This is a genomic window from Zymobacter palmae (assembly GCF_003610015.1).
GTDB lineage: Bacteria > Pseudomonadota > Gammaproteobacteria > Pseudomonadales > Halomonadaceae > Zymobacter > Zymobacter palmae.
The window spans coordinates 2,631,044-2,656,112 of sequence record NZ_AP018933.1 but is presented as its reverse complement, the minus strand read 5'-3'; the positions used below and the strand labels follow the sequence as shown (position 1 = coordinate 2,656,112).

Here is a 25,069-nt window from a genome sequence, read left to right as displayed (position 1 = left end):
GTTGATCGTGTGCTGATGGCCTGCGCTTAAGGGCAAGGCGAGGTCCGTGCTATGTCATGCGAGCAGCCAGATAAGCGGTAAGTGTGTCGGCGTAGCATTCTAGCGCCGCGGTCTGCATCAGTGCTTCATGCAGGAAATCGACCTTGCAAGCACTGATTTTGCCGCTGACGTATGGTGCCCATGCTTCGGCGGTCAGTCCTTCCACGCGCAGTTCGTCTTCCTTGGCTTCGATGAACATCATATCGCCCTGATAGTGCTGCGGGCGGAAGAGGTTCATCAGGCCCATCGACAGTGTCAGTTCGCGCAGTATTGAATCCAGCAGATTGCCGCTGCGTTCGGCGTCGATGTTGAAGCGCTTGTTGACGGCGGCATCCCATTCCTCGACGGGTACTTCTTCTCCATCGAAGATCAGCCGTACGAGTCGTTCCCGTACCGTATGGCGCATAGCGGGATCACCCGCTTCCAGACGGTCATGAATGAACGCCGCCGCATTGGTTGGGTAGCTGTCGATCAGCACCAGGCTGTCGACCGTTTCACCCTGCTGTTGCAGCATGGTGGCCACCATGTGGGCGATCTGTCCGCCGAACGACCAACCAATGAGGTGATACGGACCATGCGGCTGCAGGCTACGGATGCGCGCCAAGTGATCGTTGGCCACCTCTTCGAAGGAGCTGGGCGAATAGTGGGCATCGTGTAGCGCTTCCGACTGCAGAGCGTAGACCGGCCAGTCGGCGGGGAAGTACTTCAGCAGTCCGGCATAGGGCCAGCCAATGCCACTGCCACCGTGGATGCAGATGACTGGTACATGGTCGGTTTGACCGCTGCGTAGGCGCAGGACCGGCATCAACGGGTCGTAGTGGTGGTCGCTCGACAGCTGGGCCAACACGCCGCGCGGGGTGGGGTTCGCCATAAGGTCGGCGACGCTAAGTTCGACACCGAACGCTTCCTGAACCTGATGAATCACCTTGAAGGCCAGCAGCGAGTGGCCGCCCAGCATGAAGAAGTCCTGATCAGGATGGACGGGCGTAGGAGTGTGCAGCACTGAGGCAAAGATGCCGCAGATCACCGCTTCGGCGCTGTTGGTGTCGTTGCTGCCTTCCGCTTCTTCGTCCTGCGTTTCTTCTTCGATGTACTGACTGAGGCGTCGCATGTCCAGCTTGCCGTTGGGGGTCAGCGGCAGGGTGCGCAGCGTGTGGATGATGTTGGGTACCATGTAGACCGGAAGGGTCTTGCGCAACTGCTGTTTCAGCGCTTCCTGCGGGCAAGGCGTATTGGTGCGAATGTAAGCCACCAGAATCTGACCGACCGCTTCGCGCTCTTCGATCAGTACGTGGGCTTCTTCGACGCCCGGGCAGGTCAGCAGTGCGTTGCGGATTTCGCCCAGCTCAATGCGCTGGCCGCGCAGCTTGATCTGATTGTCCTTGCGCCCTAGGTAGAACAGGCGTCCGGCATCATCCTGATAAACGCGGTCCCCAGTGGCGTACATGCGACCTTCGGGGCGGAACAGGTCCGGCACGAACCGTTCGCGTGTCATTTCTGGCTTGTTGATATAGCCCTTGGCCAGCCCCGTACCGGCCACAAACAGCTCACCGGTGCTGCCCGGCGGCATCAGCTGGCGCTGTTCATCAAGCACGTAGATTTGCATGGTGTCGATGACGTTGCCCAGCGACATGTCCTGTGCGCTGAAGTGCGGGTTGATGGTGATGACCGTTGCTTCGGAAGGACCATAAAGGTTGATCAGTTGCTTGCAGTGCGCGAAGCGTTCCAGCAGGGCTTTCGGCGTTGCTTCACCGGTCAGGAACATCGTGATGTGGGCGGGAATGGCCTCTGCCGAGTGGCAGCCCAGCACCGCAGGCGTCATGAACAGGTGGGTCACTTCATTGCGCTTGATGAAGTTGGCCAGTGCTTGGCTGTCGCCTGTGATGACGCTCTGGTCGGTGATAACCAGTCCGGCCCCTGACAGCAGTGCCAGACGGATCTCCAAACAGGACACGTCGAAGCTCATGGCACTGCATTGCATCAGGCGGTCGCCCGGCTGGATGCCGCAGGCACGCTGCATGGCATTGAACTCGTCGACGATGCCTTCGTGCGGTACCAGAACCCCTTTGGGCTTACCGGTCGAGCCTGACGTATAGATCATGTAAGCGCCGGTATCGGGCGTCAGCGCCGTGGCGGCAACGGGCGCTTCCTGAGCGAGCGCGCTACGTTCGAAGTAGAGGGATTTAACGTCGTCGGCCAGCGTCTTCAGGCGCTGCGGATCAGTCGTGATCACCACGCGTGCTTCGGCGTCTTCTAGCATGTAGCGCAGACGATCATCGGGCAGGTTGCCGTAGAGCGGCAGGTAGGTCGCCCCGAGGTGATAGAGCGCAATAACGCAGACGACCCAGTCAACACTGCGCGGCAGCATCACCCCAACCATGTCTCCGTGCTGGATACCCAGGCGTGTCAGCTGCCCGGCCAGACGCTGTGACAGGTCAGCCAGTTCTGCATAGGTGATGACGTCATCGCCATCTTTCACGGCCACGGTATCAGGGTGTGTCTGCACTTGCCGTGAAAGATAGGCATTGAAGGTATCGAAGTGGCGTAGCGGGCGTGCGGCACGCGCTTCGTACGACTGCCACTCTTCATGGCTCAGCAGTGAATAGTCCTTAACCGGTTTTTCGGGCGCTTCCAGAATGTGATTCAGCAGAAGCAGGAAGCGTTCGTAGTAGCGGTTGAGGTGGCGTTCGTTGTAGAGGTTGCCGTTGGCAGCGATACCGAATTCGATGGCACCGTCGGGCGAGCGATCGAATATCTCGAAGGCGAGGTTGGCCGTATAGCCGTTCGATTCATTCCGGAAAGAAACGGAGCAGCCGTCGAAGCAGTGATCCTGCTCGTAGGCCAGCACGTTCAGTGTGGTGTGGAACAGCGCGTGTCCCCGTTCTTCAGGAGGCACATCGCGGATCATCTCTTCGGAATGGTAGCGCTGGTGCACTAGGTGGTGGCGCAGTGTCCGGTTGACGTCATGCGTCACGTTATCCAGCGTGGCGTCGGAGGGAATGGAGAAGCCGAACGGCAGGATGGTGGACATCATGCCAGGCGCGTTGCGCGTAGGTTTGTCGATGCGCGCGGCAACCGGCAGGCCGACGCGGAAGGCGCTTTGACCGGACATCTTACTGAGGAAAATGCCCAGTGCGGCCAAGACCAGCGATGACATCCTCACTTTGCGCGTCAGGGCGAGCTCACGCAGCCGTTCAACGAGGCGGGCATCCAGATGGCGGTGAAGATGGAGCTGGGGACCAACGGGGGCGTCATCGTGCGAGAGTTTCAGCGGCTCTGGCAGCTGTGCGCAGTAGTCGCGCCAGTACTGGCGGTCGCGCTGATAGTCAGGGCCTGAGACGTAAGCCTGCTCGCAGGTGATAAGGTCATCAATAGTATAAGGAACGCTGTTTTCTTCGCCATTGTAGGAGTTAACGACTCGGTTATACATCAACGCATGTGTCCAGCCGTCGAGAATAATATGACTACCGTACTCGACAAATAACCACTGGTTTTCGTGCTGCTTGATAATGACAAAGCGGGCCAGCACTTCATTTCTGATATCGAAGTCGTATTCCAAATAGCCCGCTATCAGTTGCCGGGTCTTCTGCTCGCACTGCGGGTCGTTACTCAGGTCGATGTATTCGAGTTCAAGGCGTTCATGGCGCAGTTCGTAGACGATGTCGCCCTCATGGTACAGCACGTTCGTCCTGAGGGAGGGCAGGTCTTCCGACATAGCGTTGATAGCATGGCGGAAACGCTCAATGTCTAGATCTCCATTGATAACCGTTGTGTCAACAAGGTTATAGAAACGAGAATGCTTTAGTTGTGTGAGCGCAAGAAAAACTTCTTTTTGGGAGCGGGTGGTGGGGTGGTAGTCAGGCATCACTTCATGTTCCTTATGAGTAACACCTGCGATTGTAGAATATTTAATCGAAAATTAAGACGATACGGACCGTCTTTTTAAAGACCTTTTTTGTATAAGTAACAAGGGGGATATGAGAAAAAAATAATTCTTATCCGGTCCCGAAAGTGGTACGCGCGCGCATAAATTCAGGCATTAAAAAGCCCCGCTGCAGAGGCAGACGGGGCATAGCATTACGTACTACGAAGGGCTCAATCAGCCAGTCGCGTCATCAAGGCATAAAAGAAACCATCGGCATCGTCTTCGCCCGGCAGACGCTGGCGGGTCCCCTGACGGTCGATCCCCCAGGAAACGTCCAGTGCGATGCCTCGGGCATCAGGCTGATCGGCCATGAACGTACTGATTTGCTGGGCATTCTCGGCAGGCATAACCGAGCAGGTGGCGTACAGCATGTGTCCACCTTGGGCCAGCATGGGCCACAGTGTGTGCAGGATGCGCTGCTGTAGGGCGCTGAGCTGGACGATGTCCTGTGCGGTACGCAGCAGCTTGATATCCGGATGGCGGCGAATAACGCCCGTACCGGAGCACGGTGCATCCAGCAGGATGGCGTCGAACGGGCGACCATCCCACCAGTCCTGTTGGCTGGCATCGGCGTGCACTATCTCAGCAGAGACGTTCTCAGCAGTGACGTTGAGGCGGGCCAGCGTTTCTTTCACGCGGGTCAGGCGCTGCGCATCGCTGTCGAGCGATACCAGTTCAAGCGGGCGCTTGTCGGCTGCCGCCAGTTCCAGCAGATGTGCACTTTTGCCGCCTGGTGCGCTGCACGCATCGAGAATGCGCAGCGGTACGTCCTTCGGCAGCGATGCATAGAGCAGCGGTGCGGCCAGCTGGGCGGCTTCATCCTGAACGCTGACACCGCCCTCGCTGAACAGCGGTAGTGTATTGACGTCCACCGGGGCGATCAGACGTATTCCTGCGGGGGAATGCGCGCATGGCTCAGCGGCGATGTCTGCTTCCTGCAAGAGCGCTTGATAGTCATCGCGTGTGATACGGGACAGGTTGACGCGTAGCGTCATTGGGGCTGGTGTGTTGTTGGCTTGAATGATGGCATTAATCTGTTCCGGCCATGCCGTACGCAGTGCCTTCAGCAGCCATGCTGGATGCAGGGTCACTGCTTCCGGCTGGGTCGCGATACGTGCTTCCAGTGTCGCCTGTTCGCGCTGGAAACGGCGCAGGCAGGCGTTAAGCACACGGGTTGCCCAGCCTTTGCCGAGCAGGCGTGCCGCACCAGCGGTTTCACCGACGGCAGCGTGGCTGGGAACGCGCATGTACAGCAACTGATAGAGACCCAACAGCAGCAGGGCCTGTACGTCGAAGTCGCGCTGTTTGAACGGCTTGCTCAGCAGCAGCTTGGCCAGCGCTTCCAGCTGCGGTAGCGTGCGGCAGACGCCGAAGCACAGTGCGCGCACCAGACGGCGGTCACGCGGTTCGAGGTCGCTATCGTCCAGTGAGGACAGAGAACCCTGACGCATCAGCAGGGGCACCAGCGCTTTGGCAGCGCGAGCGCGAGGGTCGGTCAATGGAGTGCTCACGCATCATCCTCTGGCAGAGTAAATGAGAAGCCTGGCTGGAAACGATCGGCGCGGCTGTTCATGACATCGCGCACGGCCAGTGGTTTGCCGCCCGGCAGCTGAAGGCGCGTGACGCACAGCACGCCAGTGCCGCAGGCAATATGCAGTTCACCTTTCGGCGCGTTGAGCAGCGTGCCGGGGGCCGCATCGTGATCGACATCCTGTGCCTGTGCGTGCCAGAAGCGCACGACATCATCGTTGAGTCGTGCCCATGCCACCGGCCACGGTGCAAAGGCGCGTACTGTAGCGGCCAGCGTGCGGGCGTTCTGGCGCAGGTCCAGCTCGGCTTCGGCCTTGCTCAGCTTCGAGGCATAGGTCACGCCTTCTTCGGGCTGCGGCGTGGCGGGTAAGCGATCGCGGCCCTCGGCCAGTCTGTCCAGAGCCTCGACAATGGCTTCTCCACCCAATACAGCGAGGGTGTCGTGTAGATCGCCGCCGGTGGTTTGGTCGGTGATGGGCGTAGTGCGCACCAGCAGCATGTCCCCAGTATCCAGTCCTTCATCCATCTGCATAATGGTGACACCGCTTTCGGTATCCCCTGCGGCGATCGCTCGCTGGATCGGCGCCGCACCACGCCAGCGAGGCAGCAGTGACGCGTGAATGTTGAGGGCGCCAAGGCGCGGGATGTCGAGTACGGCTTTGGGCAGGATCAGCCCGTAAGCGGCTACGACCAGTACGTCGATGTCGGCATCGATCAGCGGCTGCCAGGTGTCGGACGTTTTCAGACGCTCGGGCTGGTGAACAGGGATACCATGCTGCTCGGCCAGCTGCTTGACCGCGCTGGCCGTTGGCTTGCGGCCGCGCCCGGCGGGGCGGTCAGGCTGGGTATATACGCAGACGACGTTGTGCTGGCTGGCCAGCAGTGCCGCCAGGCTCGACGCAGCGAAATCAGGGGTGCCGGCAAAGGCCAGGCGCAGGGAGGATGACATGAGCAGAAGCCCTCACAGCTGAAGTGGCGGAACAGGAAGAGGCGTAAACGATGACGAGGGCCCGTGGGCCCCCGTCGGGTATTACTGCGCCATCATCTTGTGGCGTTTCTGCATCTTCTTCTTCACACGTTCACGCTTGAGCGGTGAGAGATAATCAATGAACAGGCGACCGTCGAGGTGGTCGGTTTCGTGCTGCATGATGTGCGCACGGAAGCCATCGACGTCGCATTCGATCGGGTTGCCGTGGCGGTCCAGCGCTTTCAGATGGATGCGCAGCGCACGTTCCACTTCGGCGTAGTAGTCCGGAATCGACAGGCAGCCTTCCTGCATCATGGCGCGTTCGTCATCCAGCGGCGTGATTTCCGGGTTGATGATGACTTCCGGCGCGTCGCGCTCGTCGCTGGCGTCCATCACGAACAGGCGAATATGACGATCGACCTGAGAGGCGGCCAGACCAACGCCGTACGATTCGTACATGGTTTCCAGCATGTTGTCGATCAGCGTTTGCAGCTCGTCGTCGAACGTATCAACCGGCGTCGCCACATTGCGAAGCTGCTTGTCGGGATATTCGAGAATCGGAAGAAGGGCCATGGCGGTTCCGTCAAAGGTCACGTGGGTTCAGACGACACGGCAAGCCCTTCAAACTAGGGACCAGGTGTCGTAGTGAACATGGGGAGCCTCCCGCAGGGGGAGCGATGCCGCCATTGTAGTGTGGTTGTGCGCACAGATAAACCGCTGTGACGCCCGCTATACCCATGATAGAGGGAGGGGCACTCGTGAAGAATGGGCACATTCAGCAGCAGCTCAATCAGCAAGTCCCTGACGCATCGGACTGGCTGGCACTGTCACTGCTACCACGGTTGGGGGCTGGCCGCCTAAAACAGTGGCATCATGAGCGGCGTGCGTGGCCGCAGCAGTGGCTAGAGGCGCTTTCCGTGCCGCAGCGACATTACTTTCTATACTTGCGCCACCCGCAGGGGCACGGGCAGGTGCTTCAACCGATGCTGGACTGGTGTACGGCCGAATCGTCGCGTGCGTTGCTGCATCCCGACCATCCTGCGTGGCCTGCGCTATTGAACGAGCTTCCTGACCCGCCGCTGGTACTGTGGGCGTGGGGCAATCTGGCTTGTTTGGAACAGCCTGCCATTGCCATTGTGGGGTCTCGGCATCCTTCTTCGGCAGGGCGACATCATGCGCAGGCCTTTGCCCGTGCGCTGGCGGAAGCGGGGAGCTGTATCGTAAGTGGCATGGCGCTGGGGATCGACGCGCAGGCGCATGAGGGTGCGCTTTCGGCTGAAGGCGCGACAATCGCCGTCGTGGGAAGCGGGCTTGATCATACCTATCCGCGCCAGCACCGCAGCCTTCAGCAGCGAATCCTAAACGCTGGTGGACTATTGCTGTCGGAACACCCTCCCGCGACCGAAGCGCGACCCGCCTTCTTTCCGAGGCGTAACCGTATCATTACCGGCCTGTCGCGTGGGGTACTGGTCGTGGAAGCGGCGCTGCGCAGTGGCTCGCTGATCAGTGCACGCTTGGCACTGGAGCAGAACCGCGATGTGTTTGCGCTGCCAGGTGCGCTGGAGGCCTCTCTATCCGCAGGATGTCATGCGCTGATTAGGCAGGGAGCGACGCTCGTGACCACGCCAACGGATATCATTGAGGAGCTGGGAGGCCCGTGGCGTGCCTCTTCAATTCAAGGTGCAGAGAACCGTCCTGCATGCCGTGAGGGGGGTGAACGGCAGCGGGCAGGTCACGATCCTCAGGCCCAGCGTTGGTTGGTGCTGCTGCGCGATGGCGCGGTATCGCTGGATGAATTGGTTCTGCGTAGCGGCTGTTCAGTGAGCGATACGCTCAATGCCCTGCTGGCGCTTGAGCTGGCCGGGCAGGTGGTGATGTGCGGTAATGGATGGACGCTATCAGCGCCATCAAGTGAGTCGGGGGCGCAAACACGCTAAAATGCCTTAACGACTATTTTCCGAGTAATCCTGTAGGACGTGTGCCTCATGACCTATGCCGCCGTTGCCGACGCTGTGGCCGCTCTTCACGCTGGAGCCGTTATTGCCTACCCCACTGAAGCCGTGTGGGGACTGGGTTGCGACCCTGACAATCCTGCGGCGCTTGAGCGTCTGCTGGCGCTCAAGGCACGCAATCCTGCCAAGGGGATGATCCTGATTGCGGGCAGTGTCACCCAGATTGAGGCGTGGCTCGACGGGCTGGATGACGCATTGCGGGAACACTTGCTTGCCAGCTGGCCTGGCCCTGTGACATGGCTGGTGCCGGACAACGGGCGTACACACCCGCTGGTCAAGGGACAGCATGACAAGGTGGCGCTACGCGTCAGCGACCATCCTCTGGTCAAAGCACTGACCGAGGCTTTTGGCGGCCCGATCATTTCGACATCGGCCAACCGCTCCGGCAACGAGCCGATGCGCAGTGCCGATGCTGTCAGTGCCGAATGGCAGGGCGAGGTGGTGATCGTGCCCGGGGAGCTAGGCGGCCGTGAGCGGCCCAGCGTCATTCGCGACGTGTTGACGGGCGACGTGTTACGCGCCTGATCCTTCCCTACGAATACCGCAACCTCAGGCGTTAGGAGCCTTTATGACGACCGAGCCTTCGGCTACAGAACAGCTGGCCCGCGTGAAACAGTATCTGCTGAACCTTCAGGATCGGCTGTGTGAAGGGTTGGAAGCCGCTGACGGGCGCGCATCTTTTGTGGAAGACGACTGGCGGCGTGCACAGGGCGGCGGCGGTCGCACGCGCGTGATGACTAACGGTGCGGTATTCGAGAAGGGCGGCGTCAACTTCTCTCATGTGTTCGGGGCCAGCCTGCCGCCTTCCGCCACCGCGGTGCGGCCTGCTCTGGCAGGGCGCAGTTTCAGCGCTATGGGCGTGTCGTGGGTGCTGCACCCGCACAACCCTCATATTCCCACCACGCACGGTAACGTGCGTTTTTTCATTGCTGAGGCCCCCGGCGAAGCGCCGGTGTGGTGGTTCGGTGGTGGTATCGATCTGACGCCCTACTACCCCTACGATGATGATGTGCTGCACTGGCACCGTGTCGCCCACGACGCCTGTGCGCCGTTTGGTGAGCGGGTCTATGCCGATTACAAGCGCTGGTGCGATGACTATTTCTTCCTCAAGCACCGCAACGAAACGCGCGGCGTTGGTGGCCTGTTCTTTGATGATCTCAATGACGGCGGCTTTGAGCGCTGCTTCGGTCTTCAGCAGGCGGTAGGTAATGCATTTCTCGACGCTTTCCTGCCCATTGTCGAGCGTCGCCGTGACATGCCCTACGGTGAGCGTGAGCGCTCCTTTCAGGCCTATCGACGTGGGCGTTACGTCGAGTTCAACCTGGTGTACGATCGGGGAACCCTTTTCGGGTTGCAGAGCGGTGGGCGTACCGAGTCGATTCTGATGTCGATGCCGCCTATGGCAGAATGGCGCTATGCCTGGACGCCGGAGCCCGGCTCTGCTGAAGCTCGACTGTATGATTATCTGACGCCTCGCGACTGGCTGGCTGAACTGGGCTAGTTGCGTGGCGTTGCCTTAGTTCACTGGGCTGCCTCGTGTGCAGCCCACCGACGCAAAGGAACTGCCCGTGACCGCGCTGTACGCTGTATTTGGCAACCCTATCAAGCACTCCCGTTCTCCTCAGCTTCATCAGGCCTTCGCTCGCCAGCTGGGTGAATCGCTGCGCTATGAAACGCGTCAGCCGCCGGTCGATGACTTCGCGGGCGGTTTTCGCGCGTTTGTCGAACAGGAGCAAGGGCTGGGCGGCAACGTGACCGTGCCATTCAAGGAAGATGCCTTGCGGCTCGCCGACGTAGTGAGCGAGCGTGCTCGACAAGCGGGCGCCGTCAATACGCTGATCGTGGGTAAGGATGGTCGTCTATACGGCGACAATACGGATGGTATTGGGCTAGTGCGCGACCTTGATCGTCAGGGCATCTCGCTGGAAGGCAAGCGTGTGCTGGTGCTCGGTGCTGGTGGTGCCGTGCGCGGCATTCTCGGGCCGTTCCTTGACCGTCACCCTGCTGTGCTAATGATCGCCAACCGAACGGCCGCTAAGGCTCAGGCGCTGGCTGAGCTGTTCGCTGAGCAGGGCAACGTGTCGGGTGGTGGCTACGACGACGTTACCGGTCAGTGGGATGTGGTGCTAAATGGCACCAGTGCCAGCCTGTCCGGTGCATTGCCACCGCTGCCTGTTGACTGCCTCGCGGACGGTGCTGTCGCCTATGATATGGTGTACGGCGCAGAACCCACGCCGTTTATGGCATGGGCCAGTGAGCACGGCGCAACGGCTGTTGATGGGCTGGGCATGCTGGTTGAGCAGGCGGCCGAGGCCTATCTGCTGTGGCGCAACAAGCGCCCGGACACGGCCACGATTCATGCTGAGATGCGTGCGTCTTTGACCTCCTGATTACAAAAACGGGTCCTTTGCATGTCATGCGGCTACACGCGTCATGCAAAGGCTGCGTTGCGATACTCTGCTTCTCATATTCCAATAATGACAATAGGAGCCGCTATGACGACCCCCTCTACTGATTTTTCTACTCGCCGCCGCTTGCGAAATCGACTGTTGGAAGTGCTTGATCGTATTGAGCCGCTACTGCCGCCCGCGCAAGCGTCGATCGACTGGTCGCGCGATATTGCGGCGCTGTGGCAGCGGCATTCCACGGGTGGCGGCCAGTTGGTGCCTGTAACGCCGCGCGATGACGTGCGCTTCGACAGCCTGTTGGGTATCGAACGCCAGAAGAATGCGCTGCTGAGCAACACCCAAGCCTTTCTGGCGGGCCTGCCCGCTAACCATGCGCTGATGTGGGGCGCGCGTGGCACGGGGAAATCCTCCATCGTGCGGGCACTGATCAACGAGCTGAGCGGTGAAGGGCTGCGTTTGATTCAGGTTGATCGCTATGACCTGATCGGCCTGCCGGTGCTGGTGGCGCGGCTACGTGATGAGCCTTACCGCTTCATCGTCTACTGCGATGATCTGTCGTTCGAAGGCAGCGATGATGCCTATAAAGCGCTCAAGAGTGTGCTCGACGGTACACTGACCGGGCCGCCTGATAATGTGCTGATCTATGCGACTTCTAACCGTCGCCACCTGTTGCCCGAGTCAGGCAAGGACAATGAAGACACACACATCGTCAATGGCGAACTGCATCATGGCGATGCCGTGGAAGAGAAGGTCTCGTTGTCGGACCGCTTTGGCCTGTGGCTGGCATTCCATCCATTCGACCAGCAGCACTTTCTCAGCGTCTGTGAGCACTGGGTCGCGCATCTGGGCGGTACTTGGAGCGACGAGGCAGCAGCAGAAGCGCATCGCTATGCCTTGCTGCGCGGGGTACGCAATGGGCGTGCAGCGTGGCAGTTTGCGTGCCAGTGGGTAGGGCAGCAACAGTGAGGATGTGATTAGCGCTGGGTGTTGTGCTCTTCGACGGAGAGCACGTTATCCACACCCGGTTAGATACATAAAGGCCCCGAAATCCTGTGATTTCGGGGCCTTTGCATGTCAGGTGCTTATCAACACCCTACCGATCTTAGCGACGGCTGCGGCGCGCTTCTTTCGTGCGTGCCAGCTGGCGCGCTTTCGCACGCTCACGATCGTTGTCGCCTGAGTTCTTATCGAACGGGTTCGAGCCTGAGCGGAACTCGAAGCGGATCGGTGTACCCTTCACCTTCAGCACCTTGCGGAAGGTGTTGGTCAGGTAGCGCTTGTAGGCTTCCGGCAGCGAGTTGGTCTGGTTGCCGTGCACGACGATGATCGGCGGGTTGCTGCCACCTTGGTGGGCCATGCGCAGCTTGATGCGGCGGCTGTTGACCATTGGCGGCTGGTGTTCGCGTACGGCGTCTTGTAGCAGTGTGGTTAGACGGTTGGTGCTCCAGCGAGCCGTGGCACTGGCATAGGCGCGTTCGATGGACGGATACAGGTCGCCTACCGCGGTGCCGTGCAGTGCCGAAATGAAGTGCAGGTCGGCATAGTCGGCGAAGCCCAGACGGCGCTTGATCTCAGCGCGCATCTTTTCCTTCGCTTCCGCTTCCAGCCCATCCCACTTATTGACGGCCAGTACCAGCGCGCGGCCGGAGGTCAGCACGTAGTCCAGCAGGTGCAGGTCCTGTTCGACCAGCCCGGTGCGGGCGTCGAGCACCATAACCGCGACGTTACACGATTTGATCGCTTCGAGCGTCTTGACGATTGAGAACTTCTCGGCGATTTCCGTGACGTTCTTGCGGCGGCGGATACCCGCAGTGTCGACCAGTACGTAGGGTTTGCCACGACGTTCGAAAGGAATTTCGATCGCGTCGCGAGTGGTGCCCGCCTTGTCGAATACGACGACGCGGTCTTCACCCAGTAGGCGGTTGACCAGTGTCGATTTGCCGACGTTCGGGCGGCCAACTACGCCGATACGAATGCCGCGCTGATCCAGTTCCGGGTGCATCTCTTCTTCAGAGAGTTCCGGGAACGGTGCCAGTACGATGTCGATCAGCTGTGTGACGTTGCGGCCGTGGCTGGCCGCGATCGGCCATGTTTCACCTAGTCCCAGCTCGTGGAACTCGGCGGTGGCGATATCTTCCTGCAGTCCGTCGACCTTGTTGACCACCAGCCACGTTTTTTTGCGGTTGATGCGCAAGTGGTTGGCGATGGACATGTCGGTCGGGGTCAGGCCCGCTCGTGCATCAACGAGAAACAGAACAATATCGGCTTCGTCAATGGCAAGCAGTGACTGCTCGGCCATAGCCGCGTCGATACCCTGTTCGTCGCCAGTGATACCACCGGTGTCGATGACGGTGAACGGTTTATTGCCCAGCTGGCCGTTACCGTATTGCCGGTCGCGAGTCAGACCCGGAAAGTCCGCGACGATGGCATCACGAGAACGGGTCAGCTGGTTGAAGAGCGTGGACTTGCCGACATTGGGACGGCCCACGAGGGCGATAACGGGATTCATGATGATGAAAACTCGATAGTCATTGCTGCAAGGCAATGGAGGTAGACACGCGATGAGCAGCGGTGCGCTTGGCTATGCGACGCGTAGCGCCACGCGACGGCCCATCAGCGCAGGCCCGGCACACGGCCAGAGCTGCAGAAAAGGGCATGAGCTGCTATCAGATTGAGCGGCATGATATCACTTGCGTCCGTGATCATGCAGTGTTCGTGGCATAACAAGATGCCATGGTAACGGGCAAGGGTACCGCAACGTGCTAAAACATGCACGAAGGCGGAGTCCTTTACTAGGAAACTCCGCCTTCGTACCTGTGCGTTTGATAACGCCTAGGCGTTGCGTGTTGCCAGACGATACGCGATCAGATGACCGTCCTGCGTCATGACGAAGATGCGTTCGCCGTCACTCAGCGGTGTTAGCGCGACGCCATTGCCGCCCGCCTTGCGACGACCTTCCAGCTCGCCCGTTGCGGCGTTGATGACGTGCAGATAGCCGTCCTGATCACCAACCACCAGCTGCTGGCCGATCACCAGCGGTGCTGTCAGGTTGCGACCTTCGAGCTTGTCGTTCGTCCAGTGAGGTGCACCATTGGCGGCATCGAAGGCGATCAGGTGACTGCGATCATCCACGACGTATAGGGTACCGTTGGCGTAGACCGGAGAGCGGTAGCTCGACAGGTCGTGGCTCCACAGCGGTTCGCCTGTGCGCACGTTGAGCGATACCAGCTGGCCGTGATAGCTGGTCGCGAACAGATGGCCGTCTTCGGTCAGAACCGGCTGGCCGCTGACATCGGTCAACTGGTCGATTTCGGATGCACCGCGCGGGATAGCCAAACGCATATCCCACATCATGTGACCGTCATTGTTGGCAAACAGGGCCAGACGACCGTTCGAGAAGCCAGCGAAGGTCACAGGGTCGATGGTACGTGGTGTACTCGGAGTGCGCAGCGTCAGCGTCGGCTGTGACGCCGCATAGACCCACTGGACATGCCCGGTGAGGCGATCCAGAGCGGTCAGGGTGCCGTCACCGCTTTGTACTAGCACCAACTGTGAGTTGACCTGCGGAGCGGTCAGCACTTCGCTGGCCACCTGCGCGCGCCAGCGCAGCGCGCCGTTGCTGGCATCGAGTGCCAGCACTTCGCCCTTGCGGGTGCCGAGATAGAGCTGACCAGCATCGGCTGTAATCGGGCTGGAAACCGGTACGTGCAACGCCTGCTCCCATACCTGACGACCATTGTCGGCTTGGAAGGCCTGCAGGACGCCGTTGGCATTGGCGGCATACAGCATGCCGTTATCCAGGGCCGGTGCGATAGGGTAGTCCGCGCGGCCCAGCGATCCGATACCGTGCGACCACAGCCCTTCTAGACGAGTTGTCTCGGTGATGTGGGTCAACGGCTTGGGTGCCGGGTCGGGTTGAACGCTACCAGAGCAGCCTGACAGCAGGGCTATGGCGGCCGCCGCAGCGCACAGCGCCGTGCGGTTGAATACGTGGGTAAAGCCTGCCATCAGCGATTCTCCTCAGCCGTCAGATCGTCCAGTTTGAGCTTCAGACCGTACAGAACGGTATTCTGTTCCTTCGCTTGGTCCAATGCTTTCTGCCACGCTTCACGTGCTTCGGCAGTATGGCCCTGTCCTTTCAGTGCATCACCACGCACTTCCAGCATCTGCGGCATCAGCCCATCAGGAATGCTCTCGCCCAGCAGTCCCAGCGCTTCACTGTACTGCTGACGGTCGTTGTGCAGACGTGCTAGTTCGATACGGGCACGGCCTTTCGAGAAGTCGTCGTGACCCTGCGCCATCTCGGTACGCAGTGTGGCCATTGCGATGTCGATCTGCCCGGCATCTACGGCAACGCGGGCTTGGATCAGGCGCGCCAAGTCGGCATACAGCAGGTTGGCGTGATCTTCAGTGATCCGTTTGACCAGATCGTTGATCTGCTGCGTCTTTTGTTCGTCGATCGGTGATGCCGATGAAGACGCCAGCATCACCAGAGCTTCGAAGTTCTGGCCAGCCGCCACTTCCTGCTTGTACTGGTACTGCTGCCACTGCCGCCACCCTACGACGGCAAGCAATACCAGCACGACCACAGTCAGCAGCGTGTTGCCATAGCGTTTCCACAGGCCAGCCGCGTCCATCGGTTGGGTGTCTTTGAGCTTCTGCGCCACGCACATTCTCCTTGCTTCAGGCTAGCGTCGTCATTACATCGGGCGGTACTCCGTGCGCGTTAGCAGCGAGGAGCACCTGTCGTTCGATCATGCCAGAAAGGCCATCGCGCGAGCTTACGCGAGAATGGCCGCCAGTCGTTCAGCCAGTGCATCCTGAGCCACGGTTTCCTGCTCGCGTTCTTCGCGCAGGAACTTGATGCCAGCCGTGCCAGACTCACATTCTTCTTCGCCCAAGATCAGGGCCAGCGTCGCGCCACTCTGGTCTGCTTTCTTGAGTTGTTGCTTGAAGCTGCCACCGCCGCAGTGAAGTTGCAGGCGAACCGTCGGCAGTGCATCACGCAGGTTTTCGGCCAGCGCCATTGCCTTCTGGCGGGCTGTGTCGCCCAGTGCTGTCAGGTAGACGTCTAGTGTCTGGGTCGCTTCTGCCGGAATCAGTTCGAGTGCTTCCAGCAGCAGTACCAGACGTTCCACGCCCATGGCGAAGCCCACGGCCGGTACGCCTTTGCCGCCGAGCTGTTCGACGAGGCCGTCATAGCGGCCACCAGCACAGACGGTGCCTTGGCTGCCGAGTGCGGTCGTTGTCCATTCGAAGACGGTGCGGCTGTAGTAGTCGAGGCCGCGTACCAGACGCGGGTTGACCACATAGGCGATACCCGCTTCGTCGAGACGCTGCTTGAGCTGTTCGAAGTGTTCGAGCGACTCGGGGTCGAGGTGATCGATCAGCTTCGGTGCGCCTGCCAGCATCTCGGCCATAGCCGGGTTTTTGCTGTCGAGTACGCGCAGCGGGTTGGTGTCGAGGCGACGGAGCGAATCTTCATCCAGCACGTCTTTGTGCTGTTCAAGATAGCTGACCAGCAGCTCGCGGTAAGCCGCGCGCGCGTCGTTGGAACCGAGCGAGTTGAGTTCAAGAGTAACCTTGTCGCGCATGCCCAGCTGATCCCACAGACGAGCAGTCAGTAGGATGAGCTCCGCGTCGATATCCGGGCCTTCCATGTTGAAGGTTTCGGCACCGAACTGGTGGAACTGGCGGTAGCGGCCTTTCTGCGGACGTTCGTGACGGAACATCGGGCCGAGGTACCACAGGCGCTGGGTTTGATGGTGCAGCAGGCTGTGTTGCAGAGCCGCGCGCACGACGGCGGCGGTGTTCTCGGGGCGCAGCGTCAGGCTGGAGCCGTTGCGGTCGTCGAAGGTGTACATTTCCTTCTCGACCACGTCAGTAGCTTCACCGATGGAACGCTTGAAGAGAGAGGTCTGTTCAACGATCGGGGTGCGGATCTCGCTGTAGCCGTAGCGCGACATCAGCGTGCGGAACTGGGCCTCAAGATACTGCCAGACCGGAGAGTCGGTGGGCAGAAGGTCGTTCATTCCCCGGATAGCCTGCAACTTGCTCAATGTTCACTCCTGAGAAGGCCGCTCTTGGCGGCCTGCGTTCGTTCTTGAATTCGTGGGCGCTGCGCCTGTCGGCGCACCGCATTATGCGTCAAGGGACCTTTGATGATACCTGATTCAAAGGCCGCTGCGTGCGATCACGTTGTCTTCTTCTTCCTGCTTGCGCGCGATACGCTCACGGATCAGCGCTTCCAGATCGTCAACCAGATTATCATTGCGCAGTTTCGAGACTGGTTTGCCGTCGATGTAGACCAGGTTGGGACTTCCCCCCGTCAGGCCTAGATCGGCTTCCTTGGCTTCCCCCGGGCCGTTAACGACGCAGCCGATGACGGCCACGTCGAGCGCGGTAGTGACATCTTCAAGCCGCTGTTCCAGTGCGTTCATAGTCGAGATGACATCGAAGTTCTGGCGCGAGCAGCTAGGGCAGGCGATGAAGTTGATACCCTTGCTGCGCAGACGCAGGCTTTTGAGGATGTCGAAACCGACCTTGATCTCTTCGACGGGGTCAGCCGCCAGCGAGATGCGCAGGGTGTCACCGATACCGTCCATCAGCAGCATGCCCAGCCCGACCGAAGACTTCACCGTGCCTGAGCGCAGGCCGCCCGCTTCGGTGATGCCCAAGTGCAGCGGCTGTTCGATTTGGTCGGCAATCAGGCGGTACGCCGCCACGGCCATAAAGACGTCGCTGGCCTTCAGCGACACTTTGAAGTCCTGAAAGTCGAGCTTATCGAGGTAGTCAATATGGCGCATTGCCGACTCGACCAATGCCTGTGGCGTGGGTTCGCCGTACTTGCGCTGCAGGTCCTTTTCCAGCGAACCCGCGTTGACGCCGATGCGGATTGGGATGCCATGATCGCGTGCCGACTGCACGACAGCGTGCACGCGATCTTCACGGCCAATGTTGCCCGGGTTGATGCGCAAACAGTCGACGCCCAGCTCGGCTACGCGCAACGCGATGCGGTAATCGAAGTGGATGTCAGCGATCAGCGGGATATCTACCTGCTGACGAATCTTGCCGAACGCTTCTGCGCAGTCCATATCAGGCACCGATACGCGCACCATGTCGGCGCCCGCGGCTTGGATACGCTGTATCTGAGCCACAGTTGCCGCTACGTCGAGCGTATTGGTGTTGGTCATGCTTTGGACGCTGATGGGAGCGTCTCCGCCGACAGGCACGTTGCCCACATGAATCTGGCGTGAAGGGCGGCGTTTGATCGGTGACGGGTTATGCATAATCGGTTACTGACCCAGGTTGAAGCGCGCAACATTACCGCCGCGAGCGTATTGCTTAAGATCTACAGGCTTGCCCTGATAGGACAGCGTGGCCGCAGCGACGTTTCCGATCACGATGCGATAAGGTGCCTTGCCTGCGAACTCGCGCGGGGTACCGGCTTTCAGCAGACCGCTCTGCAGGCTGGTGCCTTCGGCGTCACGGATTTGGATCCAGCAGTCTTGGCGGCAGCTCAGTGCCAGCGGTGCCGCTGCCGGGGCCGGAGCGGTCGTGGTGGCTGCGCCCCCGGCGGAAGAGGCTTCCTGCGCCAGTGCGTTGTTCTGGGCCATCGCTGCGGCGCTATTTTCGGTCAGCTGAGCGCCGTTGATCCCCTGCGACACAGGTACCTGCAAGGAATCTTCCTGCGGTACTGTCGGAGCGGGAGCTGGCGTCATTGCCGGTGCAGCAGGCTGCTCGGCGGGGGTAATGGCCGGTGGTGTGACGGGCTGTATGGGCTGACCGGACAGCGGCACCGTACCAATATCGCTAGCGGTCGACGGCGTACGCTTGTCATCTACGTCCTGATGAGTGCGCCACCAGTTGAGGGTCATGATGGCCAGTGCCACGATGATCGCAAGAGTGACGATACGGAACAGCACGCGGCCGAAGCGGCTCGGGCGCTTGATCGGGCGAATCGGAGCCGGACGATGCGGTTCCTTCTGCTGGGTCGTCACGTTATCGCGATCGTGGGCGGCGGTAACTTCTGCCTCGGACAGCTTCAGCAGCCGTGCGTAGGCGCGCAGATACCCGCGCCGATAAGCCACGATCTGGAGATGATCGTAGTTGTCGGCTTCGATATCGGTGATCAGCGACGGGCGAAGGTTCAGGCGTGCGGCGACCTGTTCGATGCCGAGTTGCTGCTGCTCACGTGCGCGGCGCAGCAGTTGTCCGGCACTGAGCTGGGGGGAGGAGGGGGCTGACTGTTCGCTCATGCGGCGTGTCCTTGTCAAATCGTGGCAATCACTGTCATGCCTAACTATAGGTGAACCCGGCGACAGGAGGCTTCACGAAAAGCCTGATATTCCGGTGTTGCTGACCCTGCTGCATCAACGGTGACGGTCCTTGTCTTCGGAGTGGCACCGCCGTCGTGTCACAAGGGCGATGGTGCCACGGATATCGTATGGCACAGGGTAAGGTTCTGCGCCGTAATGGGATTGCCGATACCCGCAGGGTATCGAGCGGCCCTGTCGAATTCGGCACAAGCCTCGCGTATAGCCCCTTCATCATACAACAGACGTGCGTGGTTATTGAGAAGGGCAACGTACTCTCTGTCTCGATCGCTGTCATCCGCTTCGTGCGTATCTCCCGCGCGCTGTTCGGCCAGTGCCAGCGCTCGCTGATACCGCTCGTGTGCCAGCGGTCCGTTATGCTCAAGCTGTGCGCAGAGCGCCAGCCCATGCCAGAGCGTCGGTTGCGCTTCATCGAAGCGGCGGGCGTGATCGAAAGCTTGGCGCGCACCGCTGATATCACCCTCGACCAGATACTCCTGCCCGACGGCTATCCATGCCTGAGCAGCAGTGCTAGCCGCGGGTGATGGCGCGGGGTGAAACAGGGTGCATCCACTACAGCTCAGTAGGCACAGTATCCAGCACAGCGCGTGTCTGGCGCTTGGGTAAAGCGTATGTCGAAGCATGACGGTGCCTCTGTGTCGGCCCCCGTTCGGCATACGCTACCATCGTGCGCTGTCATGCATTACTGCGCGAGCGTCGAATCAGTCCGCGTCGAGCTGCAGCGTCTGAATATAGCGCTCTTGGCGGCGAGTACGGTCCTTGACGCGACCGACCAGCTGTCCACAGGCGGCGTCGATGTCGTCACCGCGCGTCTGGCGGATTGGCGCATGGTAGCCGTGCTCGTACAGCCAGCCCTGAAAACGCATGCTCTGGTTACGCGACGGTTTCTCGTAGCCCGACCCGGGGAACGGGTTGAAGGGAATTAGGTTGATCTTGCACGGAATAGTCCGCAGCAGTTCAGCCAGTTGATCGGCATGTTCACGCTGATCGTTTACCCCACTGATCAAGGTATATTCCACCGTGATCATTCGAGCATCGCCGCACTTCTCGAGATAGCGGCGGCATGAGTCCAGCAGCTTCTCAATATTGTATTTGCGATTGATGGGCACCAGGGTGTTGCGTAGCTCGTCGGTAGGCGCATGCAGCGAGATCGCCAGACTGACGTCCAGTTCGTCGCCCAGCTTGTCGATCATCGGCACGACGCCGGACGTGGACAGCGTTACACGGCGCTTGGACAGCCCATAGGCGTTGTCGTCCAGCATCAGCTTCATGGCGGTGACGACCGGCTGATAGTTCATCAGCGGCTCGCCCATGCCCATCATCACCACGTTGGTGACGGGGCGTCGGCCATCGTCGTAAGCGGCGCCGGTGTGGCTGGCGATCCAGACCTGTCCGATGATTTCATCGCTGGTCAGGTTGCGGGCGAAGCCCTGTTTGCCAGTCGAGCAGAAGCTGCAGTCGAGCGAACAGCCTACCTGTGACGAGACGCACAGCGTGCGACGGCCACCGTCGGCAGGAATCAGTACGGTTTCGACCAAGCTGCCGCCATCGGTTTCGATGACCCACTTGCGGGTGCCGTCCTTGGATTCCCCCTGCCATGCCACGCGCGGTGCGCGGATTTCGGCTGTACGCGTCAGCTTCTCGCGCAGTGCCTTCGACAGATTGGTCATGTCGGCAAAATCGGTCACGCCCTCATGATGAATCCACTTCATCACTTGTTTGGCGCGGAATGTCTTTTCTCCGATACCGGTGAAGAACTCCACCATATCATCAAGGGAGAAGCCCAGCAGGTTGGGGCGGGGCGCAGCAGAATCAGTTGCGGTCATCGTCTGTCCGGAAACGAGAACACTAGGTGCGAAAGGCACTAGCTACAGAATGAAAACAGGCGCACAGAGCCTACCCTGTCTGGCCGTGCCCGTACAGAGGGAACGGCCGCAGAGAGGCGCTGTGCGCGCAGAATGCCGAGGGACGGTGCCGCAGTGATGGGATCAGTGCGGGAACAGTTCATCCTCAGTAAAGAAATAGCGGATTTCACGTGCGGCGGAGATTGGCGAATCCGAGCCGTGCACGGCATTGGCTGACACCTGCTCGTGAGAGCCGAAATCGGCGCGGATCGTACCCGGTGCCGCTTTGGCCGGATCGGTGGCCCCCATCAGCTCGCGGTTGTGGTGGATGGCATTTTCGCCTTCCAGCACCTGCACGATCATCGGGCCAGAGGTCATGAAGTCGATTAGGCCAGCAAAGAACGGCTTGCCCTTATGCTCGGCGTAGAACCCTTCGGCTTCTTCGCGCGTCAGTTTCAGCATTTTCATGGCGATGATCGTCAGACCCGCCTGCTCAAAACGTCGCTCGATTTCACCGATCACGTTTTGGGCAACGGCATTGGGCTTGATGATAGAAAACGTACGTTCGATAGCCATGAACTGCTCCTTGTAATGAATGCGATTGACGGAGAGGCGATACTCACGCGCGGTGACATGAACGGAAGGACATGGCATGTCATCGTGCATGCTCTCCTGTTCGATATCGGCCGCGGGGCCGACTCATCCATCAGCGGGCGTGTCAGACGCTGAAGCTTTCGCCACAGCCGCATTCGTCCTTGACGTTGGGATTGTGGAACTTGAACAGGCGGTTGAGGCCTTCGCTCACGTAGTCCACTTCGGTGCCGTCGAGCATGTGCAGCGCTTCATCATCAATGATGATCTGGGCGTCGTCATGCGTGAAGACATGATCATCATCGTTCAGTTGGCGTGCCAGGTCGAGGGTGTAAGCATAGCCTGAGCAACCGCTAGGCTTGACGCCCACGCGCAGCCCGAGTGCCTCGTGTTCATTGGCGATCAGGCGCTTGATCTGATCGGCGGCGGCCTGAGTCATGGTGATCTGAGCCATGAAGTGTCTCCGAAATAGTGTCTGGGCGCGCCTAGGCGTGCTGGTCGTTGGTCGTCGGGCGCAGCTTGCGTACGGCCTGCATGATGACCTGCGTGGCGACGTCGATGTCTTCGGCGGTGGTGAAACGGCCAAAGCTGAAACGCACAGAGGACAGTGCCAGTTCGGGCGACAGCCCAATGCCCGTCAGTACGAAGGAGGGCGTCAGGCTGGCAGAGTTGCAGGCCGAACCGGTCGAGACTGCCAGTTCCTTCATTTCCATCATCAGTGTTTCGCCGTCGATGCCTTCAAATGCCAAGTTGACCAGATGCGGTGAACCGCCGTCGCGGGGGCCGTTGATATGCGTGGCCGTCAGGCATTGCAGGCCGTCGAGGAAGCGTTGGCGCATATCACGCAGGTGTGCGATCTCGCCGTCCGGATTCTGGTTGATGATCTCGAAGGCTTTGCCCATGCCTGCAATCTGGTGGGTTGGCAGTGTGCCCGAGCGGTAGCCGCGCTCGTGACCGCCACCGTGAATGAGCGGTGCCACGCGAGTGTCGCGGCGGATATAAAGCGCCCCTACGCCTTTGGGGCCATATGCCTTATGGCCGGACAGCGACAGCATGTCGACGGGCAGCTGACTGAGGTCAAGCGGGATATGCCCGATGGCTTGTGCACCATCGACGTGGAACGCTGCGCCGTGAGCGTGCGCAATATCGCCTAGCGCTTTCAGGTCATTGATGCTGCCTACTTCATTGTTGACCGCCATCAGCGATACGAGTGCCGTTTCATTGGAAATGGCAGCCTCAAGAGCGGCGGGAGAGATTCGGCCATCGGCCTCGGGCGTCAGCCATGTGACGCGTACGCCTTCTTCCTCTTCGAGGTAGCGTGCCGTGTCGATGACGGCCTTGTGTTCGATGATGGATGTGATGAGGTGGCGACCGCGATCGGCATTAGCGCGCATGAACCCGATCAAGGCAAGGTTATCAGCTTCGGTAGCCCCTGATGTCCAGATGATCTCGCGAGGATCGACCTTGAGCGTATCCGCAACCTGACGACGCCCTATTTCGACGGCCTGCTCTGCCAGCCAGCCGGGCATATGGCTACGTGATGCGGGATTGGCATAGTTGCCATCCAACGTCAGGTGCTGGGCCATGATATCGGCTACACGAGGGTCGACGGGGGTAGAGGCGGCGTAATCGAAATAGAGGGGGAATCGAGGCATGGGCGGCTACCTTTGCTGGTCGGTGAATAGAGCCATGCAATTCCTGAACATCTTGCATGGCTACTATACTACACGCAAATGATAACCGTTATGACCTACGTCGGCGAACGTAAAAAAGCGGCCGGGCGGGTCTTGCTACGCTGCATCAGTGCGCAAAAGAGATCACGCGCTCGTCGTGATGGCCCTGTTGCATATGCGCAATGTCGCTAACTTCGCGACGACGCAGCAGCTGTCCCAGCGAAATGCCATCCAGAAAATCATGAATGGTATCGGACAGTTCGCACCACAGATGGTGCGTCAGACACGGCGCTCCATTCTGACAATCGCCACGCTTCTGACAGCGCGTCGCGTCCACGGACTCGTTGACGGCATCCACAACGCGTGCGATGGAGATATTGTCAGGAGAATCGCTCAGCAGATAACCACCCCCTGGTCCCCGCACGCTGTTGACTAGCCCCGAACGACGCAGGCGAGCGAAGAGCTGCTCCAGATAGGAGAGCGAAATGGCCTGGCGTTTGGAAATATCCGCCAGACTGATGGGCGTATTGTTTTCAGCGTGGATTGCCAGATCCAGCATTGCAGTGACCGCGTAGCGGCCTTTTGTGGTCAGGCGCATGAAAGTGTGCCCTCGTAATAATTAGGCGTTATGTGAATGATGGGTATAAAAGCGGGAGTACTGTCGACCCGTCGTAAGCGAGCCTTGACCACAATTGCATATAGATAACAAGGGGGGTATGTCAATACCCCACAATTTTAATAGGAATTAAGAAAATCTTTCTATCGCTAGGAAAACGCCGTGATCATGCGGGATTGAGCAGGATCGTAGGGGGTTGTGGATAAATGTCGCTTGCGACGCCGTGCCGCGCTAAAAAGCGATCAAAAATGCCCTTTTCTTAGCCTATCGCTTGGCCTTTTCTATGGCACTGGCGATGCCGCGAAGGATGTTCACTTCCATCCGATCGGGGCGAGCACGGGCATACAAACGTCGTAGGCGGGGCATCAATTGGCGGGGGTTTTCCGGGTCATGGAAACCGAGTGCGATCAGCGAGCGTTCCATGTGCACGAACAGCTGTTCCAGCTCGTCCTGCGTGGCCAGCGGGTGATCCCATTCGATGCCGAACGGCGTATCTGAGTGCTCATCACGGATATCTTGGTGATCGCGCCAGCACTGATGCGCTTCGTAGGCCATGACCTGTACTGCCGCTCCCAAGTTCAGCGAAGAGAACTGGGGATTGGTGAGGATATGGACATGGGTTTGGCAGTGCTGCAGTTCGTCGTTGGTGAGGCCTGTATCCTCACGGCCGAATACGATCGCGACGCGGGCATCTTCACCGCCAGCGGTCAGTTCTCCCGGTAGGCGCGCTGCGAATTCACGCGGCGTTACCATCGGCCACGGCAGCGTGCGACTGCGGGCGCTGCAGCCTACAACCCATGTACAACCGGTCAATGCTTCCGCCAGTGTGTGGTGGGTCGTCAGGTTGGCCAGCACATCGTCTGCGCCGGATGCGCGCGCAATGGCATCGCGTTCATTGGGCGCACAGCGCGGACTGACCAGCGCCAGATCGAATAGGCCCATGTTCTTCATGGCGCGCGCTACGCCGCCGATGTTGCCTGGGTGGCTGGTGCCGACCAGAACGATGCGAATGCGAGAAAGCCAGCTATCTGAAGGAAGTGCGTCCACGGAAGTTCCTTTGACCTGAAGCGCCGCATACGGCGGCGGATGAGTAAGCACAAGGCGTAATTGACGCAGATTCTAGCATGA

22 protein-coding genes are annotated in these 25,069 nt (G+C 59.8%); 5 read left to right on the top strand and 17 right to left on the bottom strand.

The window, feature by feature from the left end:
* Positions 1-49 precede the first annotated feature (49 nt).
* The 4 genes from ZBT109_RS11740 to def all read right to left on the bottom strand — a co-directional run bounded on the left by ZBT109_RS11740 (position 50) and on the right by def (position 7,034).
* Positions 50-3,904, bottom strand: coding sequence for a non-ribosomal peptide synthetase (locus ZBT109_RS11740; RefSeq protein ID WP_027706376.1), 3,855 nt, complete (start codon positions 3,902-3,904; stop codon positions 50-52).
* A 230-nt stretch (positions 3,905-4,134) separates the two neighbouring features.
* A complete protein-coding gene (gene rsmB, locus ZBT109_RS11735; protein WP_027706375.1) occupies positions 4,135-5,475 on the bottom strand; it encodes a 16S rRNA (cytosine(967)-C(5))-methyltransferase RsmB in 1,341 nt (446 codons plus the stop codon).
* Entirely contained in the window at positions 5,472-6,443 is a 972-nt protein-coding gene (gene fmt / locus ZBT109_RS11730) for a methionyl-tRNA formyltransferase (RefSeq protein WP_027706374.1), read from the bottom strand. Before fmt ends, rsmB begins: the two co-directional genes overlap by 4 nt.
* A gap of 81 nt (positions 6,444-6,524) precedes the next feature.
* Positions 6,525-7,034: a peptide deformylase gene (gene def / locus ZBT109_RS11725; protein ID WP_027706373.1), complete on the bottom strand. Its 510-nt coding sequence runs from the start codon at positions 7,032-7,034 to the stop codon at positions 6,525-6,527.
* 185 nt (positions 7,035-7,219) lie between these two features.
* On the opposite strand from def, the gene dprA reads away from it, so the two are divergent.
* The 5 genes from dprA to ZBT109_RS11700 all read left to right on the top strand — a co-directional run bounded on the left by dprA (position 7,220) and on the right by ZBT109_RS11700 (position 11,847).
* On the top strand, positions 7,220-8,398 hold the full coding sequence (gene dprA, locus ZBT109_RS11720) for a DNA-processing protein DprA (protein ID WP_232012847.1): 1,179 nt from the start codon (positions 7,220-7,222) through the stop codon (positions 8,396-8,398).
* A gap of 48 nt (positions 8,399-8,446) precedes the next feature.
* Complete coding sequence (locus ZBT109_RS11715) at positions 8,447-8,998, top strand: Sua5/YciO/YrdC/YwlC family protein (protein WP_027706371.1); 552 nt, start codon at positions 8,447-8,449, stop codon at positions 8,996-8,998.
* Positions 8,999-9,041: 43 nt separating this feature from the next.
* Positions 9,042-9,974 (top strand): oxygen-dependent coproporphyrinogen oxidase, encoded by a 933-nt coding sequence (hemF, locus tag ZBT109_RS11710; protein WP_038279800.1) that lies wholly within the window; start codon positions 9,042-9,044, stop codon positions 9,972-9,974.
* A gap of 67 nt (positions 9,975-10,041) precedes the next feature.
* Entirely contained in the window at positions 10,042-10,863 is an 822-nt protein-coding gene (aroE, locus tag ZBT109_RS11705; protein WP_027706369.1) for a shikimate dehydrogenase, read from the top strand.
* Between the two features lie 105 nt (positions 10,864-10,968).
* Positions 10,969-11,847, top strand: a complete 879-nt coding sequence (locus ZBT109_RS11700) for an ATP-binding protein (protein WP_051524251.1) — start codon at positions 10,969-10,971, stop codon at positions 11,845-11,847.
* Positions 11,848-11,983: 136 nt separating this feature from the next.
* Here ZBT109_RS11700 and der read toward each other — a convergent pair whose 3' ends face one another.
* The 13 genes from der to ZBT109_RS11635 form a co-directional block, all read right to left on the bottom strand.
* On the bottom strand, positions 11,984-13,390 hold the full coding sequence (der, locus tag ZBT109_RS11695) for a ribosome biogenesis GTPase Der (protein WP_027706367.1): 1,407 nt from the start codon (positions 13,388-13,390) through the stop codon (positions 11,984-11,986).
* A gap of 323 nt (positions 13,391-13,713) precedes the next feature.
* Positions 13,714-14,889 carry an outer membrane protein assembly factor BamB gene (gene bamB, locus ZBT109_RS11690; protein ID WP_038279795.1) on the bottom strand — a complete coding sequence of 392 codons (1,176 nt, stop codon included), beginning with the start codon at positions 14,887-14,889 and terminating at the stop codon, positions 13,714-13,716.
* Positions 14,889-15,548 (bottom strand): YfgM family protein, encoded by a 660-nt coding sequence (locus ZBT109_RS11685; protein ID WP_027706365.1) that lies wholly within the window; start codon positions 15,546-15,548, stop codon positions 14,889-14,891. Before ZBT109_RS11685 ends, bamB begins: the two co-directional genes overlap by 1 nt.
* A 114-nt stretch (positions 15,549-15,662) precedes the next feature.
* Positions 15,663-16,940 (bottom strand): histidine--tRNA ligase, encoded by a 1,278-nt coding sequence (gene hisS, locus ZBT109_RS11680; RefSeq protein WP_027706364.1) that lies wholly within the window; start codon positions 16,938-16,940, stop codon positions 15,663-15,665.
* A gap of 114 nt (positions 16,941-17,054) precedes the next feature.
* Positions 17,055-18,170: a flavodoxin-dependent (E)-4-hydroxy-3-methylbut-2-enyl-diphosphate synthase gene (gene ispG, locus ZBT109_RS11675; protein ID WP_027706363.1), complete on the bottom strand. Its 1,116-nt coding sequence runs from the start codon at positions 18,168-18,170 to the stop codon at positions 17,055-17,057.
* Between the two features lie 6 nt (positions 18,171-18,176).
* Positions 18,177-19,139, bottom strand: coding sequence for a RodZ domain-containing protein (locus tag ZBT109_RS11670; RefSeq protein WP_027706362.1), 963 nt, complete (start codon positions 19,137-19,139; stop codon positions 18,177-18,179).
* Positions 19,140-19,297: 158 nt separating this feature from the next.
* Complete coding sequence (locus tag ZBT109_RS13645; RefSeq protein WP_145984525.1) at positions 19,298-19,840, bottom strand: hypothetical protein; 543 nt, start codon at positions 19,838-19,840, stop codon at positions 19,298-19,300.
* A 78-nt stretch (positions 19,841-19,918) separates the two neighbouring features.
* A complete protein-coding gene (gene rlmN, locus ZBT109_RS11660; RefSeq protein ID WP_027706360.1) occupies positions 19,919-21,043 on the bottom strand; it encodes a 23S rRNA (adenine(2503)-C(2))-methyltransferase RlmN in 1,125 nt (374 codons plus the stop codon).
* A gap of 162 nt (positions 21,044-21,205) precedes the next feature.
* Complete coding sequence (gene ndk, locus ZBT109_RS11655) at positions 21,206-21,637, bottom strand: nucleoside-diphosphate kinase (RefSeq protein ID WP_027706359.1); 432 nt, start codon at positions 21,635-21,637, stop codon at positions 21,206-21,208.
* A 142-nt stretch (positions 21,638-21,779) separates the two neighbouring features.
* Entirely contained in the window at positions 21,780-22,106 is a 327-nt protein-coding gene (locus tag ZBT109_RS11650) for a HesB/IscA family protein (RefSeq protein ID WP_027706358.1), read from the bottom strand.
* 31 nt (positions 22,107-22,137) lie between these two features.
* On the bottom strand, positions 22,138-23,307 hold the full coding sequence (locus ZBT109_RS11645) for a cysteine desulfurase family protein (RefSeq protein WP_027706357.1): 1,170 nt from the start codon (positions 23,305-23,307) through the stop codon (positions 22,138-22,140).
* A 145-nt stretch (positions 23,308-23,452) separates the two neighbouring features.
* Positions 23,453-23,923, bottom strand: a complete 471-nt coding sequence (locus tag ZBT109_RS11640; protein ID WP_038279792.1) for a Fe-S cluster assembly transcription factor — start codon at positions 23,921-23,923, stop codon at positions 23,453-23,455.
* A 282-nt stretch (positions 23,924-24,205) separates the two neighbouring features.
* Positions 24,206-24,988: an RNA methyltransferase gene (locus ZBT109_RS11635; RefSeq protein ID WP_084261970.1), complete on the bottom strand. Its 783-nt coding sequence runs from the start codon at positions 24,986-24,988 to the stop codon at positions 24,206-24,208.
* Between the last annotated feature and the right edge of the window lie 81 nt (positions 24,989-25,069).

What these genes read in the sequence shown, in the direction of transcription:
- der (WP_027706367.1), bottom strand. Translation starts at nt 13,390, where the DNA reads ATGAATCCCGTTATCGCCCTCGTGGGCCGTCCCAATGTCGGCAAGTCC.
- def (WP_027706373.1), bottom strand. Translation starts at nt 7,034, where the DNA reads ATGGCCCTTCTTCCGATTCTCGAATATCCCGACAAGCAGCTTCGCAAT.
- hemF (WP_038279800.1), top strand. Translation starts at nt 9,042, where the DNA reads ATGACGACCGAGCCTTCGGCTACAGAACAGCTGGCCCGCGTGAAACAG.
- fmt (WP_027706374.1), bottom strand. Translation starts at nt 6,443, where the DNA reads ATGTCATCCTCCCTGCGCCTGGCCTTTGCCGGCACCCCTGATTTCGCT.
- ZBT109_RS11740 (WP_027706376.1), bottom strand. Translation starts at nt 3,904, where the DNA reads ATGCCTGACTACCACCCCACCACCCGCTCCCAAAAAGAAGTTTTTCTT.
- ZBT109_RS13645 (WP_145984525.1), bottom strand. Translation starts at nt 19,840, where the DNA reads ATGCTTCGACATACGCTTTACCCAAGCGCCAGACACGCGCTGTGCTGG.
- ndk (WP_027706359.1), bottom strand. Translation starts at nt 21,637, where the DNA reads ATGGCTATCGAACGTACGTTTTCTATCATCAAGCCCAATGCCGTTGCC.
- ZBT109_RS11670 (WP_027706362.1), bottom strand. Translation starts at nt 19,139, where the DNA reads ATGAGCGAACAGTCAGCCCCCTCCTCCCCCCAGCTCAGTGCCGGACAA.
- ZBT109_RS11700 (WP_051524251.1), top strand. Translation starts at nt 10,969, where the DNA reads ATGACGACCCCCTCTACTGATTTTTCTACTCGCCGCCGCTTGCGAAAT.
- ZBT109_RS11640 (WP_038279792.1), bottom strand. Translation starts at nt 23,923, where the DNA reads ATGCGCCTGACCACAAAAGGCCGCTACGCGGTCACTGCAATGCTGGAT.
- ZBT109_RS11650 (WP_027706358.1), bottom strand. Translation starts at nt 22,106, where the DNA reads ATGGCTCAGATCACCATGACTCAGGCCGCCGCCGATCAGATCAAGCGC.
- ZBT109_RS11645 (WP_027706357.1), bottom strand. Translation starts at nt 23,307, where the DNA reads ATGCCTCGATTCCCCCTCTATTTCGATTACGCCGCCTCTACCCCCGTC.
- ispG (WP_027706363.1), bottom strand. Translation starts at nt 18,170, where the DNA reads ATGCATAACCCGTCACCGATCAAACGCCGCCCTTCACGCCAGATTCAT.
- ZBT109_RS11715 (WP_027706371.1), top strand. Translation starts at nt 8,447, where the DNA reads ATGACCTATGCCGCCGTTGCCGACGCTGTGGCCGCTCTTCACGCTGGA.
- bamB (WP_038279795.1), bottom strand. Translation starts at nt 14,889, where the DNA reads ATGGCAGGCTTTACCCACGTATTCAACCGCACGGCGCTGTGCGCTGCG.
- rlmN (WP_027706360.1), bottom strand. Translation starts at nt 21,043, where the DNA reads ATGACCGCAACTGATTCTGCTGCGCCCCGCCCCAACCTGCTGGGCTTC.